We start from the raw sequence: 16304 nt of genomic DNA, 5'->3' as shown, positions 1-16304 counted from the left end.
TCCTATACTGTTTGATATCTACTTGTAGATATCCTGTCCTTAATAGTTTAAAATTACCAGAAAAAAACAACCGATCTCATTGGACCGAGAGGAGCGTCCCTGACGCGGAAAAATAAAACTCATACGCACCGATATCCACCGTACCGCCAACTTTGGGGGAAATACGCAGGGCCCCATCCAAATCCAACGCTCCCATCATCCATGCCTGATTCACGCCAGCATTAACGCAGGGAGAGGTCTTGATCAGCCGGTAATTCCCGCCCGCCACGTTCATAAACAGCGGGTTATTGGTGATGTTCCCTGCGCCGCTCGTCACATAGTTGGTGCTTGTCACACAGCTATTGGACACATTAAGAACGCCGTTAGACCCCGGATACATCGCGGCCCCGACATTGAAATAAGAAATGGTGTTTACGACCTGGTAATTATTTGAATTTGCAGTTACCGCCCCGATGCCCGAAGCAAAATTACTCACAATCGTGCAATTCTCAATGGAAGCGCCTGCACCCTGCCCGCCGACGCCGCCCCCTCTGTCCCCTGCTCCTGAGCCGTTTCCCACAATCAGACAGTTGCGCAACAGATTACTGGCGCCATTGACCCATATCCCGCCCCCCCCCCCAGGCATGCGTGGCTGAGCTACCACCCCCATAAGTCGCCCCTATCTTGTTGCTGATGATGCTGCAATTCATCACCACCGAACCCGCATCACAATATATCCCACCTCCAGCCGACCAATAGACAGGGGAATTGTTGTACATGATGAGACTATTCCGCATTGTTGCCCCGTTGGTTAACCGGACTCCTCCCCCGCCCAGCAGATAATTGGGGGTATTAGTAAAAACACATGCGTTGTGCACAATCTCACAGTTGGTAATCATCGCACCGGGCCCGGTCGCATAAACCCCACCGCCGCTACCATTGCTGGCCGTGTTCCCCGTCACCAAGCAACTATGCAAGGCCCCACTGTTCATATAGACCCCGCCGCCATCACCCAGGGCGTACCCGTTGGTGATTGTAAATCCTTCTATCACCCCGTCAGCGTGGTTCAGCGTGAAACAGCGATTAGTGGTATTCGGAAAGTTCCCATTGATAATGGTTCCGTCACGGTCCAAAGCGCCGTTTTTATCACTACGGAGCGTAGCGTAGCCTAATGCAATTTGATTGGTCAGCGTATAAACCCCACTCTTGACCAGCACCGTTGCACCTTCACTCATCACATTGACAGCATCCTGAATATTGTTGGCGGCCGACGCCCACCCATTAGTGAAGGGACTTACCGGCGTCTGCCCACTATTCGCCACGTAATGGATCGTAGGGGGGCCAACGGCGGTTGTCTCATAAGCGCCCATGTCCGGCAGGTTATTCGCGCTGATCCGTGGCTGCCCCGCCAAGTCGGTGGCATTGGTCATCCAGGACTGCCAGTGCCCCGCATCGACCCCGCGCGACCAAGGCGCCAACCGGTAATCTCCGCTGGCACGCTGCACAAATGCCGGAGATAGGATGATGTTGCCCGACCCACCCGTCACATAATTGGTACTTGTCATACAGCAATTGACGGTAATGAGCGTGATATTGCTTGCTACGGCCAGTGATGATGGCCTCATCGCTTCGCCCGTATTATAGAAAGAAATTGTATTGGTAACGTTATACGTGCTGGGGCTACCGGCCCCGATGCCATCTCCAATATTAGCAACAATTGTACAGTTTTCAATAACCGCACTCCCGCCTTGAGAGCCCACCCCCGCCGCAGTGATTCCGGCACCCCTGCCATTTCCCAAAATCAGACAATTTCGCAATGTCAGAGCATTCGTACCATTAGCCCACACTCCGCCACCACCATAGGCATACCCCGACCCCGCAAAAGGCCAGCCTGTGCATGGAGCGTTGCTACCGCCAGCATTATAGTCCGTCCCTACTTTGTTGCTGATAACGCTACAGTTAACCACCCATGCCGCCCCATCACAGTTAACCCCGCCGCCCCCCGACCAGTAAATAGGGGAATTATTGTACATAATACGACTGTTCCACAGTGACGCTGAAGTGGACAATTTAACCCCACCCCCACCCACTGCTGCACTGCTGCCACAGAGCGCAAGGTTGGCAAAAACGTCGCAATTCGTGATCAAACTTCTTGCCCCAGTCGCATACACCCCGCCCCCGCTGCCATTGGTGGCCGTATTGCCCGTCACCAGACAATTCCGCAAGGTGCCGGCAGTAATATAGACACCACCCCCGTTTCCAACAACATAGCCATTGGTGATTGTTAATCCCTCCACCACGGCATTGGAAAAACTTAGCGTAAAACAGCGGTTGGAATTATTCGGAAATCCTCCATTCACGATCACGCCGTCACGGTCAAGCAACCCGTTATTATCACTTCTGATCGTAATGTTGGTCGCAAGAGTGATTTGATTGGTCAGGATGTAGACCCCATTCGTCACCAGCACCGTATCGCCCCCCACCGCAACGGCCATCACGGCATGAAGATTGGTTGCGGCATCAGCCCAACTGGCATAGGGCGATACCGGAACATGGCCCCCGCCCGGCGGCACAACGTATCGTGTCGTCGCCATGGCACTCACGCACACCATCATGAAAAACCCGACTGCAACTAGTTTTGTCTTCATAATCCCCCCCTTTTATCACTCCAAGGTTCACAAGTTGCTTATTCATCATGATCTTTCTATTAAATCCGTTTCAACCGTCCGCCCTGCCCCCCCCTGCTCGAGTTTGATGGTCTTGATTTCGTACTTACTAACAGGAAGACGAATTTCCTTTTCAAGGACCGTCACCTTAATCTTCACCTCATCCTGGCGCCCGGCATACTCGTACAACCGCAGCACAATGCCATCGTCATCCTCCGCCTTCTTCACGACCGTGACCAATGAAGTGTCCGCCTCCACACGGATCAGCGAAGCTTCATTGGGCCGGCTTCCCGGGTGGTTGGCTTCGGCAATGGTAATGACGGGATTATTGAAGCCTACGGCATGTTTGGGAATCTGCGCCTTTCGCCAATCGCCATCGTGCAAGATCACTTTCCAGGCGCCTTCCCGTATCCCCTGCTCCTGATGCTCCCAATCCTTCGTTTCATCAATCTGGTTTCGCTGCATCGGGTGTCCGTGATGGGCAAAGATACATGAGCGTAGCAGGGTCAACCCTGCCGTCGCACCCTTGACATCATAGGCAAACACGCTGTCGGTAAGGATGGCCGCTCCCAGTCCGCCTTCCGACAGGTCCAACCACTCTCCCGCAGGGACTTCCTGCCCGTCATTCGGCCTTTCCACCGAGCCATACGGAACGGCCGACGTCACGGTCGGGGCTTGCATTTCAGCGGTGAAATTCAATTTTAATGCCAGCCGTTTTTCCCGCCAATGGACCTTGAAAGTCCCTTCGATGGCCTCCGAATCCTGGTAAAGGATAATGTCCTGCTCCAGGGATGAATGGTGGTAGTGAGACTTGATGCGAACCACGGATCTGACCGGCCCGTTTTCGATCAATGTAACTGAATCTGTTTTGAAATAACCAGGGACATCGCCGTAGGTCTTGATATTAAAGGCCCAGGTGTCACCCTTGTCACCTCGCACCACAGGCTTCGCCATCTCCGCCATCACATTGCGTCCAAGCTGCTTGTCAAAGACCGAGGCAATGCCGCCAACAACCTGATCAATGGTGACCCGGTAGCGGCGGTTTTCGATCACTGCCGGCGTGGCGTTCATCGGCTGTGAAAGTTCGGCAGGTTGCGCTTCCTGTTGAATATAATAGACCTTGTAGCCCACCGACGGCACGGTGTCCCTGAACACGAATCGGGACCGGAATCGCGGCAGCCCTGAGATTTCCTTGATGACCTGACAGGCGATCACCTTGCCGTTGTGATCCAACACCTTGAGAGGCCCGTTGTACCAGCCGAATTCCCACGCCCATTGCAATTCGGCCTCCACGGCCGTATCAACGTCGAAGGTGTTCGGATTCCAAACAACCAGAGGAAAGCCCGCCCGCGACGTGTCAATCGTCCGGGTGATGGATTGCAACGAAAAATGGATGATCTCCCTGGCCGTTTGCATGGCGCGCCCATGCAAGTTACGCGCGTCGACGTAGGCGGGCCGGACACTCGCCCCCCCGATGATATCGTGGAACTGATTAAACAGCAGATCCTTCCAGCACTGGGTAAGGGCCTCGGCCGGGTAGCGCCTTTTCGACAGCCAACTGGCGGCCAGGGCAAACGGTTCAGCATTGAGCAGGGCGTATTCGCCACGCCGGTTATTGGCTTTCACTTCCGTGTGATTACTGAACACCCCAAAGGCCTTCACCAGTAGTTCGCCAGCGACCACCGGAAGACGATCCCGATCCTGCTGGTTGCAGAAACCAGCCACGGAACTGAACCCGATGTCATACCCCTTGTCGGCATCACCCATTGCAGACCTGATCTCCGCAATAGACTTCCTGGTCGGAGCCCCGCCATGGTTGGACACGCCATAGATCATCAGCATGTCGTGACCGATCTTGCCGATGGCGGCACCCAATTCATCAATGCTTTCTTTAACATTCAAAGGATACGCATTTGCTCCGTCGCTGCCGCACCGGAACGCGAGCAACCGGCTGCCGTCAGGACTTTCCCACATGAACATCGGGCCAGGAAGGGCCTTCTCTGTCGGGGAAGGACGCCCGAAGACATATGAATCCATACCCGACTTCTTGTAGATTTGAGGAAGCATCGCACTATGCCCGAAACTGTCGGTATTAAACCCTGACGTGGCGGTTTTCCCAAAATGCTCCAGGAGATACCGTTGCCCATAAAGCCCCTGCCGGACATAACTCTCGCCGGAAAGGAGCGTGCAATCCGGCTGCAACCACCACCCTTCCACCAAATCCCAACGCCCTTCCTGCACGCGTTGCCGGATCTCCTCAAACATGGGGGGATCAACTTCCCTGATCCACTCAAACACAGGCGGACAACTGAACGAATAGATAAAGCCGGGGTCTTCCTTCATGCGATCAAGCGCTGACCGGAACGTGGACCGGATCGACGCCATCCCCTCGTCCCAGGTCCACATCCACACCGGGTCGAAATGGGTGGTCCCGATCATGAATATCTTGTGTTTCCCGTCCGTTTTCATGATTTTACTCCGATTCAGAGAGCTTTTGCCGCTGCCTTCATAGCCGTAATTCTGGCCCCGACCTGCTGATCAGTCCAATCCGGATCGATCGAGATATAAACGGTACGCCGTAAAATCTCCAATGTGCGCGGGCAAGCGCTGTCGCTGTAATCCATACGCAGGCCTTGGTTTTCTGAAAAATTAAACGGATTCATGCGCGGATGGTGCATGCACCGCTTCTCACGCAGAGGCTCCCAATTGGTATACACGTGCTTGCCATGATCAATTAAGACCAGACCATCCACATCAGGCGCGGAAGAGAAGGCCCGGGCCTTAGCCTCGGTCTTGAATTTGAGCGTCAACATCACCCCGCAATCACCCGCCTGATCATTGCTGGGGGCCACCTCAACCCCGTTCATCTCCCCCACAGCCGCGGCCAGCGCATTTCTCCTCTGGCGCAGGTCGGCAATGATTCCGTCCAGGCGCCCCATTTGAACGCGGGCGATCGCGCCCATCACCTCGCTGGCCCGGTATTGCTGGGCCACAAAGACCGGTACCTGCAGTCCCTTCGCCCCAGGGCGGAACACACTCCCTGTGTCGTGGTAAATGGAAGCCCGTTGAAAAAGCTCGCGGTCATCCGTCACCAGACAACCCCCTTCCCCGCCTGCGGAAATGATTTTGTACTGGTTCAAACTGTACACCCCTGCATCACCCCATGTGCCCGTCCGCCGCCCCTTATAGGAGCCGCCATCCATCTGGCAGGAATCTTCAATGACCTTGAGCCCCCGTTTGCGGGCGATGGCCAGAATGGCCTCCAGATTGGCCGGCCGGCCGCTCATGTGAACAGGAATCACTGCCTTGGTATGCGGGCCGATCTTGCGCTCAAAATCTTCAGGATCCAGACCCAGCGTCTCATCGACTTCCGCCAGGACCGGTATGGCACCCACTGTCAGCACCGAGGTGGCGGTCGCCAACCAGGTATAGGCGGGCACAATGACCTCATCGCCCGGTCCGATGCCAAGGCCAGCCATGGCGCACACCAGACCCGCCGTTCCGCCACCGCTCATCAGGATCGCATAGGCGACGCCCATTTTTTCAGCCCACTCCTGCTCAAACCGTTGAACTTCCGCCAAATGCCCGTCGCTGGCATCGCCGACCCGGAACCACTGTTTGGATAAAATGACTTTGGATACCTCATCAATCTCTTCTTGTCCGGCGCGATACATGGTAAATCTCCCTTACTGTTGCGTTGGTTCAGTTCGTCAGCCTGATGCATCCCCCTACATTTCGGCTTTTAAATTTTTGTTGTATATATCATCCGCCTTGTGGCCGGCATTGACAATAGGCAGTAATTGCTGTTATTAGACAATTATTGCCATACCAAGCAGGAGTGAACGGTGTGATAAACGAATTATTTGACGACACGTCACTGGGGATAATCCTTGCCCCGGCACAGTGGCAGATCATCAGCTCACTCTTTGATGAGGAAGTTGATTTCAGTCACAACCCGCCCCACCTCCAGTGGATGCGGACCCATACAGAACGCCATCCCGCCCGTGAAGTGATGCTCGTCCTGAAAGGGTCTGGCGTCTACGGCTATAATGGCAAGGTTTACCCCTCCCGACCGGGAATGGTTTTCCTTTTCAACTCTTACGAATCACACGACGATTATTATCCGCCAAACTGCCCGGAGATGCTGCATTTATGGCTGTATCTGATTGAACATGACGTGGTCGCAAGGGTACTCCATGCCAAAGAGGGAAAAATCAAGGATGTGGGGAGGCCCCTCCTACTCAGCGAAGCACCCACCGCAAACCTGCTAAACGCTACCTGGAACGAACTCGCGGAAGACTCACCCTTACCGTTGGCCTTCAGGCGGGCGAAGTTGCTGGCGGCCCTTTCGGCTCTGACCATTCGTATTACTGAATGGGGGTTTGGGAAAACCGAGGGGCACTCAGAGGCCCATTTCCAAAAACAGGTCATTGAAACCATCCGCCGCCACGTCGCACAGACGGCCGGTCGCGATGTCCCGCTCTCGGAAGCCGCCCGGCTCTCCGGGTACAGCAAATTCCACTTCTTGAGACTGTTCAAGAAGGAAACCGGACAAACCTTTCACGATTTTGTGAATGGCTGTCGATTGCAGAAGGTCTCGGCCATGATTCATGAAGGCCGGAGTAAAACGGAAATCTCGGAAACCTTGGGCTTCTCCCATCCCTCGACCTTCCTACGCTGGACGAAAATTGAGGCCAAAAAACATCATCCAACGTCATCATAGACGCGGGCAAAGGGGAGCCTATCCGGCTTCGGCCAAAATCTCCAGTGCACAGCCGGCCAGGAACAGGATGCCATTCCGGATGGCATTGTCATTGTAATCGAAATGCGGGTTATGCAGCCCGCCGGACTTTTCGCCCATACCCACCCAGAATAGGGCCCCGGGATGTTTCTGAAGATAATAGGCGAAATCCTCACCGCCCATACTCGGATTTTTCGCCGCCTGCCACCCGGCTTTTCCGAACAACCGCTCAGCGACCGATCGCCCCACGTCAACGGCACATTCATGGTTTACGACCGGGATGTAGGGTTCATGGTAGCTGAAGACGCAAGAGGCCCCCATCGATGAACAAATCCCCTGGATCAACTTCCGCATCCGTGCGGTCATCGTCTTCCCCACCGCCTTGTCCAGATACCGGACCGTCCCCTCGATCTCAACCGTATCGGGAATGATGTTGCCATTGGTCCCGCCTGAGAATCGGCAGACACTCAGGGTAGCGGTCTGAAAGGGGCTCACCTCTCGGGCTAATGAGGCCAAGCCCTCAACCACCCTTGCCCCGACCAGAATGGGGTCTATCGCCAGATCCGGGCGTGAACCATGCGCCCCTTTCCCCCGGATCTCCAGCTTGAAAAATCCAACGGCCGCCATCATCACGCCGGGCCGGGAAAATATCACTCCCTCTGGCGCCCCGGCCAGCCCATGGAGCGCGAAAACCATATCAGGACGAGGATGCTCCAACGCCCCCTTCGCCACCAGTTCTTTTCCGAGCGCCGCCACCTCTTCACCTGGCTGAAATACAAACCTTACCGTGCCACAAAACTCACGGGTAAAGTGTTCCAGCACCTTGGTAACCCCTAACAGTACGGCGGTATTTCCATCATGCCCGCAGGCATGCATACAGCCCTTGATTTTCGACACATGCGCAAAAGTGTTTTTCTCAAGCAGGGGCAACGCATCGATGTCGGCTCGAAGCGTTACATTCCGCCCCGGCTTGTGTCCTTTCAAAATCCCGACCGTATCGGTCTTGAGAAACGGTTTCAGGACGCGCACCTGCGTGCCTGACAGGGTTTTCCTGATAAAGGCCGCCGTTTGATATTCTTCCCCGGCGAGTTCCGGATTTTGATGCAGATGATGCCGGAGGCCCAGTACCTCCGGGCAGATCTTGTCGACAATCCCCTTCAAGCGAGCATCCATCTCAGTGTTCATATTCACCCACTATAAGTTGAAAACCGAATCCTTGGCAATACCTTCAGCCAGGGACAAACCGGCAAACCCCGTCGCCTGCCCGGCGAATTCGCCATAGGACTCCTCAGGATCGGAGCAGACGCCACTCATGCGCGCCTTCAGCGGATGCGACAGGAATCGCAGCCCCGCCTCCACCTTCTCTCTCAACCGGGGGTCATCGCTAATATGGTTCAGATAATAGGAAAAGGCATGAAGAATGCCGTTGGATTTGGCCAATTCCCAGCCAGGCCTGAGCCCGAGGCGGGACATGGTCAACTCGCTATTGTCCCAATCTGCCGGATAGCCACTGAATTGAAAATTGAACCAGGAGTCACACCACTGGGAGAGCAGCCCCTTCTTGCCAAAAATCCACTCAGCCAGACGTTTTTCGATCAAGGCGCGCGCCTCCGCGTTTTTGGAAACATGGTGTGTCCAGCACATCCCCTCCAGCAGATAGAAGCTGTGCCCGTAATCGTTAAGCTCAGTCCGGCGCGGAACGGGGTAACAATCAAAGGCAATCGGACACCCATCCGGCAGCCAATTCGCACATTGGAAACTGATACAGCGCTCAGCGTTCTCAATATACTCGCCCTCACCCGTCACCTGGCTGAAGGCGGCCAATGCGGACGACACCGTGCTGATGGCACAGGTATAAGGAGCATTTAATTTGTGCCCGAACCAGATGCCATTCCCGTAACCGCCCTCCGGCAACGCCCAGATGGGCACCCAGTGATCAAACCATTTCCGAGCAGCGTCCAGGTAGCGCGTCCGCCGCTCCCCCGTGGTCATCATGGCCGCCTGAATGACGCCCATGACGTTGGACCCATTGTCAGCCAGGTTCACCTTGCCCTTACGCAAAATGTCTTCGAATTCACGCTTACTGACTTGCGCCGTCGTCTGCCCGCGGTAGTTGGACGTAAACGCCCCATTAGGAAGCTGCTCACCCACAAAGACGTCGATCGTCTTCACCGCGACGTCCGTGTATTTCGGTTGCTTGAGCAGTTTGCCCGCCAGCATCAACGTCCTGACCGGGTAAAATACCATATACCATTCATGGTATTGAGGGGAGGCTCCAAACTGCTCCACCAGCCAATCAGCATTCTGCTTCAGGGCTTCTTCGAGTGATAATTGCCGATATTCCATTTTCGTCGTTTCTCCTTAATGATAGAGGTAACCCGCTGAAGCCAGTCCGATTCCTACCAGGTGTCGGTACGGAACGGCGAGGCGGGCAAACCTTCCTTGTTATACAGGTTGCAACCTTCTGGATTCATCGAAAACGCATAGCGTACGGCGACAGGCGCTGGAACGTTCGTGCTGGACACCAGCACGGTAGAGCCGTCGATGACGGCATCCGCCCAAAACCAGTGATTACTGGAGCCGGCCACGGCAAACCGCTTGAGCACGTCTTCCTTGACCTCCGACGCGGGTCCATGCCCCGTCTTCCGCCCCACCATGAGCCCCTTATCCGCATAGTCGAAACTCACGCGGATTTTCGAACCTTCAACGGTCATCCCTTTGTAGAGCGGACCGCTGCAGACGAGGTCTTTCCGACCATAGTCATTCTTGAGTGCCCAAAGGGCCAAACGCTCGCCCACATCCTCCTTGTTACGCGGATGGATATCGTTGGCAACCCCCACATCAATGGCCACCGCCATGCCGGTGCGCGGAATCTGCAGGCATTTGAACTGCGCCATACGGATCTTGGCCCATCCATTGCCACCGATCGGACTTATATCGGCCGTCTGATAGTTCGCGAGCTGAACAAAGTAAAAAGGGAAATCGCCCTGGTTCCATGCCTTGCGCCAACTCCCGATCATGGCTTGGGTCTTAAAGGCATAGATGTCATCGTCATTACCGTTGGCCTCCCCCTGATACCAGAGGGCACCCTTGATGCCGAACGGGATCAGGGGCGCCACGCGTCCGTTATAGATGCCCGCCAAATTATCGAGGGCAGGAGGACATACCGGCAACAGGGGAGGAGAAGGTAACAGTTCGCCCTTGTCCTTGGCTTGACGCGCCTTCTCAACCCATTGCCCGACCGGATCAATCATCTTGGCAAGCTGGTTGCTATAGTCCGACCGTTTCTTATCGAACTCCCTGGCGACTTCGGGCACCGTTGCGGGAGCCTCCGCAGGCATCCACAATTCGATGGCCGTTCCGCCCCAGGCGTTATTGATCAGACCGATGGGGATCCCTGTTTCCTTTTGTATTGACCGGCCAAAGAAATAACCGACTGCAGAGAAATCAACGACCTGCTTGCCACACATCAACCAGCCACTCGGAATGTCCAAAACGGGCTGTCCGGCTTGAGCCGCCTTCACGCTCAACAAACGGATCATCGAATTCGTGAACCCAGGAATGACCTCTTGCGCGTTATCAGCACTACCCAGACCAAATTCCATATTTGACTGGCCGGAGCACAACCATACATCACCCACCAGAATATCCCTGACCACCGTCTTGGTGGCCTTACCGGTAACCGTTAATTCAAGCGGCTTACGGCTTGCATTCAATGGCGCCAGTTTTACTTGCCAGCGACCATCCTTGTCGGCGATGGCAGAACACGTTTTTCCTTCAATCGTCACGGTGATCGTTTCGCCCGGATCGGCCCAGCCCCAGACCGGCGCGGCCAAATCACGTTGCAGGACCATGTGATCAGAGAAAAGCCTGGGCAGCCCCAACTCGGCATTCGCCGAAGCCGCCAATCCGGCCACCGCTAGGCCCCATGCCAACCAATACCCGTTTCGTTTCATTATGATTACCTTTTATGACAAACCATCACCGGATTGTAAACACCGAACCCCACAGAACATAGTCGAGCTCGTATGCCCCCATGTCCACCTTGTCATTATTTTGCCAAATACGCGGCTTGCCATCCAAATCCACCATATCGGTCATCCACCCCTGCTTCACTCCTGTATCAACACAAGGGGATAGCCTGGTCAGCCGGTAGTTTGGCCCCGCAGGATCCACAAACAGGGGATTATTGGTGATGTTACCCGAACCGAACAGCGTGTAGGAACTGACCGTGCAACAATTGGTGAACAGCGCGTTCGTGATATTCGAAAAGTACAGGTTGTCGGGTTGATTGGAATAGCAGATCACATTTTTGACCCGAACCTGCACTATTGCTGCACTTGGGGTAGCGAGTCCGCCGTGAAATCCGGCGAAGTTCCCCGCAATCGTACAACTTTCCACGTCACTGATAGTAGGATTGCCCAAAACAGCCACCCCCGCTCCTGCAAAAGCACTATTCCCTGTAATCAGACAGTTGCGTAGCGTGCCGCCATCGTTCATATACACCCCACCGCCGTTTACAGAATTGGCCTTAGGGGAAATCGCATTACTAGCGATGATACTGTTACAAATCAACGCGCCGGTCCCGTAAATGTAGGCACCCCCTCCGAGGCTACCACCTGAGAGGTCGTTGGTTGTAGCCGTTCCATTGTGCAGGATCCGGCTATTCCAGAACTGCGCCGGAGTCGTCAGATAGACACCCCCGCCGAACCCTGCATTCCCGATCGTATTGGCGGTGATGTCACAGTTCGTGATCAGACTGCTCCCAACGGCATAAACACCGCCCCCCCGGCTCCCCCCCGACACCGGATTGTTCGTCGCCCGGTTCCCCGTCACCAGGCAATTGCGTAAAATGCCATTGGTCATATACACCCCGCCGCCGAAACAGTCATTCGACGGCGCACACCCGTTCGTGATGGTAAACCCCTCGACCACGGCGTTGACATGATTCAGGGTGAAACACCGGTTGGTGGTATTCGGATAATTACCATTAATGATGGTCCCCCGATCCACGCCGTTATTGTTATAACTCCTCACGGTAAAATCGCCCACAGTGAGCTGATCCGTCAGGGTATAGACCCCATTACTGACCAGCACGGTGGCCCCATCAAAGGCCATGTTAACGGCATCCTGGATATTGCTGGAGGCCCCCATCCAATTTGTATAGGGAGAAACGGGGGTTTGTCCATTCTGGGCCACATACAGATTGGGAGCGACTCCGAGCGTCGTCTCATAGGCCCCCATGTCCGGCAAGTTATTAATCCGGGGCTGACCGGCCAGATCGGTCGCCGCACTCATCCAGGACAGCACCAACCCGGCATCGACCCCCGGCGACCAGGGCCAGAGCCGGTAATCTCCACTGGTCCGATTCATAAACGCTGGAGACGAGGCCATATTACCGGAACCCAGCAGGCTATAAGCAGTGGACACGCAACAGTTGGTAAACAGAGCATTCGTGATATTCGAAAAGTACAGGTTGTCAGGCTGGTTGTAATAACAGATCACGTTTTTGAGCCGCACCTGCAAAGTTACGCTACTAGGCGTCGCGAATCCGCCATGATACCCGGCGAAATTCCCCGCAATCGTGCAGTTTTCCACGTCACTTACAGGGGTGTTAACAACCGCCACGCCCGCCCCCGAAAAGGCCGAATTCCCCGCAACCAGACAGTTGCGAAGGGTACCACCAAAGTTCATATACACACCACCCCCGCTAGTGGGATTGGCTAGAGGGGGAAGCGTGTTGCTGGAAATGACACTGTTGCAAATTAACGCATTGGCCCCTGTAATGTAGACGCCACCGCCCATGCTGCCGAAAATACTACTGTTGGTGGTGGGTGTCCCATTGAACAGAATCCGACTATTCCACAGTTGCGCGGGAGACACCAGGTAGACTCCGCCACCAGATCCGGTATACCAGATCGAGTTCGCGGTGATATCGCAGTTCGTAATCACACTGTTCCCGGTGGCGTAAACGCCGCCCCCCTCACTGCCCCCTGCCAACGGATTATTCGTGGCCAAGTTCCCCGTCACCAGGCAATTGCGCAAAATCCCATTGGTCATATACACCCCGCCGCCAAAGCAGTCATTTGACGGCGCACACCCATTGGTGATGGTGAATCCCTCAACCAGGGCATTAACATGATTCAGGGTGAAACACCGGTTGGTGGTATTCGGATAATTGCCATTAATAACCGTACCCCGATCTACCCCGTTGTTGTTAAAACTCCTCACGTTAAAATTACCCACCACAATTGGCGCCGTCAGGGTATAGACGCCATTACTGACCAGCACGGTTCCCCCCTCAGCCAACACGCTCAGGGCATCCGGAATGTTCGTGGCCGCCGTCACCCAATTCGTATAGGGCCACGCAGGGGTCTGCCCATTTTTCGCCACATACACGTTCGCGAACGTGGAAACCACCAGCGATGTTTCATAAGCGCCCATGTCCACCAGGCCATTCACACTGATTCGGGGCTGCCCATCCAGATCGGTGGCGACACTCATCCACGCTTGCGTTACCCCGGCATCGACCCCCGGAGACCCGGGCAGCAGCCGGTAGTTTCCCCCAGCCCGATTCACAAACAGGGGCGTTGTAATGATATTACTCGACCCACCCGTCACGTAATTGGTGCTCGTCATACAGCAATTGACGGTAATGAGCGGGATATTGCTTGCAACTGCCTGTGAGGATGGTCGCATCGCTTCACCGGTGTTATAGAAAGAAATCGTATTGGTAACGTTATAGGTGCTGGGGTTATTGGCTCCGATTCCATCGCCGAAATTCGTGACAATCGTGCAGCTTTCAATGACCGCACTCCCCCCATGCGAACCCACCCCCGCAGCGTTGCACTGACCTCCCTTGCCATTTCCCATAATCAAACAGTTGCGGAGCATGGTCCCCGCGCCGTACACCCAGACCCCGCCGCTGCCATATCCAGCAAGCGCCGTATTGCTGATGATGGAACTGTTGAACACCGATCCTCCGGATGATTGAATCCCGCCTCCACCGGAACTCAACAGGGGAGATTGATTATACATGATCCGGCTGTTCCAAACTTGTGCCCCGCTTTGCAGCATCACACCGCCACCACCAGAAGAAAGGGGTGTGCATAGAGCCGTATTGGCGATGACGTCGCAGTTCGTGACCACGCTGCCTGACCCGGTCGCATACACGCCGCCGCCACCGCCAGTGCTGTTGGTGACCGTATTCCCCGTCACCAGGCAGTTCCGCAAGGTACCCGCCGTCATCAGGACCCCTCCTCCATTAGTGCCGTTTACAAATCCATTGGTAATGGTGAACCCATCCACCACCGCATCGGCATGATTCAGCGTTAAGCACCGGTTGGTGGTGTTCGGGTAGTTTCCATTGATAATGGTTCCCCGATCCACGCCATTGTTATTATAACTCCTGAGCGTCATGTAGCCGACGGTGATATGATTGGTCAGAGTGTACACACCGTTTGTGACCAGAACCGTTCCCCCATCACTCATCACGTTCAGAACATCCGTGATATTGCTGGCTGCCGCCGCCCAGCCATTGGTGTAAGGACTTACCGGCGTCTGTCCGTTATGAGCCACGTAATAAGTGGCCGGGAGGCTATTGAATGTCGTCTCGTAGGCACCCATGTCGGGCAGGGAGTTTGCACTAATCCGCGGATTATCCGCCAAGTCAGTCGCCGTACTCATCCAGGACAACGTCAGTCCAGCGTCAACACCGCGTGACCAGGGCGCCAGTCTGTAATCGCCGTTGGCACGCTGCATGAAGGCCGGAGTCCCGATGATGTTGCCCGAACCGCCAGTCACATAATTGGTGCTCGTCATACAGCAATTGACGGTAATTAGAGGGTTGACACCAGCCGCACTCGAGGAGGGCCTCATGGCTTCACCGGTATTATAGAAAGAAATTGTATTGGTAACGTTATATGTGCTGGCGCTACCGGCCCCAATGCCATCACCGAAATTCGCAACAATCGTACAATTTTCAATAGTCGCCCCCCCCCCATGGGACCCCACTCCTGCAGCGGTGCATGCAGCTCCCCTGCCGTTTCCTATGATCAGACAATTACGCAGTGTTACGGCATTCGCACCCGCGGCCCATACTCCGCCACCCCCATAGGCATACCCCGACCCGGCGAACGGCCAGCCTGTGCATGAAGTGCTGCTACTGCTGGTATTATAATCTGTACCCACTTTGTTGCTGATCACGCTGCAGTTAACCACCCACGACGCCCCATCACAGTGAACCCCCCCGCCAGCCGACCAATAGATAGGAGAATTATTGTACATGATACGACTATTCCGCAATGACGCCGCCGCAGTCAGTTTGACGCCACCACCACCCACCGTCTGGCCGCTGCCATTAAGAACGAGGTTGGCGATGACATCGCAGTTCGTGATCAGGCTAGTTGCTCCGGCCGCATATACCCCGCCACCGCTGCCATTGGTTACCGTATTGCCCGTCACCAGACAATTCCGCAAAGTACCAGCTGTAATGTAAACGCCGCCTCCGCTTCCAACAACATAGCCATTGGTGATCGTCAATCCCTCCACCACGGCATTGGAGAAACTCAGCGTGAAACATCGGTTGGAGTTATTCGGATACCCCCCATTGACAATGGTGCCGGCTCGGTCAATAACGCCATTGTTATCACTCCTGATCGTGATATTGGTCGCGATGATGATCTGATTGGTCAGCATGTAGACACCGTTGGTCAACAGCACCGTATCACCGCCGACGGTGACGGCCATCACCGCATGAAGATTGGTCGCGGCCGTGGCCCAACTGGTATAGGGCGAGGTCGGGGTATTTCCGCTACCCGGAGGTACGACGTACCTCGTGGTGGCCGCCATGGCGCCCACGCACAATATCATGAGAAATCCGCACGCAGCTAGTTTTGTCTTCATTCCCGCCCCCTTTT

At 55.1% G+C, this 16304-nt stretch carries 9 protein-coding genes; 1 reads left to right on the top strand and 8 read right to left on the bottom strand.

Annotation, left to right across the window (positions count from 1 at the left end; all coding sequences use genetic code 11):
• Positions 1-76: 76 nt before the first annotated feature.
• From WCS52_04170 to WCS52_04155, 4 genes are read right to left on the bottom strand one after another with little or no spacing between them, the layout of a single operon-like run.
• On the bottom strand, positions 77-649 hold the full coding sequence (locus tag WCS52_04170; GenBank protein MEI6166368.1) for a choice-of-anchor Q domain-containing protein: 573 nt from the start codon (positions 647-649) through the stop codon (positions 77-79).
• The gene (locus WCS52_04165; protein MEI6166367.1) at positions 582-2627 is read right to left on the bottom strand and encodes a hypothetical protein; all 2046 of its coding nucleotides are present in this window, start codon (positions 2625-2627) and stop codon (positions 582-584) included. Before WCS52_04165 ends, WCS52_04170 begins: the two co-directional genes overlap by 68 nt.
• A 45-nt stretch (positions 2628-2672) precedes the next feature.
• Positions 2673-5114, bottom strand: coding sequence for a glycoside hydrolase family 38 C-terminal domain-containing protein (locus tag WCS52_04160; protein ID MEI6166366.1), 2442 nt, complete (start codon positions 5112-5114; stop codon positions 2673-2675).
• Between the two features lie 14 nt (positions 5115-5128).
• Complete coding sequence (locus WCS52_04155) at positions 5129-6319, bottom strand: DegT/DnrJ/EryC1/StrS family aminotransferase (GenBank protein ID MEI6166365.1); 1191 nt, start codon at positions 6317-6319, stop codon at positions 5129-5131.
• 173 nt (positions 6320-6492) lie between these two features.
• Here WCS52_04155 and WCS52_04150 point away from each other — a divergent pair, with 173 nt between their 5' ends.
• Positions 6493-7368, top strand: coding sequence for a helix-turn-helix domain-containing protein (locus WCS52_04150; protein ID MEI6166364.1), 876 nt, complete (start codon positions 6493-6495; stop codon positions 7366-7368).
• A gap of 18 nt (positions 7369-7386) precedes the next feature.
• On the opposite strand, the gene WCS52_04145 is transcribed toward WCS52_04150, so the two are convergent.
• From WCS52_04145 to WCS52_04130, 4 genes are read right to left on the bottom strand one after another with little or no spacing between them, the layout of a single operon-like run.
• Positions 7387-8571: an amidohydrolase gene (locus tag WCS52_04145; GenBank protein ID MEI6166363.1), complete on the bottom strand. Its 1185-nt coding sequence runs from the start codon at positions 8569-8571 to the stop codon at positions 7387-7389.
• Between the two features lie 9 nt (positions 8572-8580).
• Positions 8581-9732, bottom strand: a complete 1152-nt coding sequence (locus WCS52_04140; protein MEI6166362.1) for a hypothetical protein — start codon at positions 9730-9732, stop codon at positions 8581-8583.
• Positions 9733-9785: 53 nt separating this feature from the next.
• Positions 9786-11342 carry a sialate O-acetylesterase gene (locus WCS52_04135; GenBank protein MEI6166361.1) on the bottom strand — a complete coding sequence of 519 codons (1557 nt, stop codon included), beginning with the start codon at positions 11340-11342 and terminating at the stop codon, positions 9786-9788.
• A 25-nt stretch (positions 11343-11367) separates the two neighbouring features.
• Positions 11368-16290, bottom strand: a complete 4923-nt coding sequence (locus tag WCS52_04130; GenBank protein MEI6166360.1) for a choice-of-anchor Q domain-containing protein — start codon at positions 16288-16290, stop codon at positions 11368-11370.
• Between the last annotated feature and the right edge of the window lie 14 nt (positions 16291-16304).

This window comes from bacterium (genome assembly GCA_037128595.1).
GTDB lineage: Bacteria > Verrucomicrobiota > Kiritimatiellia > CAIKKV01 > CAITUY01 > JAABPW01.
The sequence above is the reverse complement of the archived record's forward strand: the minus strand, read 5'-3'. Positions and strand labels throughout refer to the sequence as shown.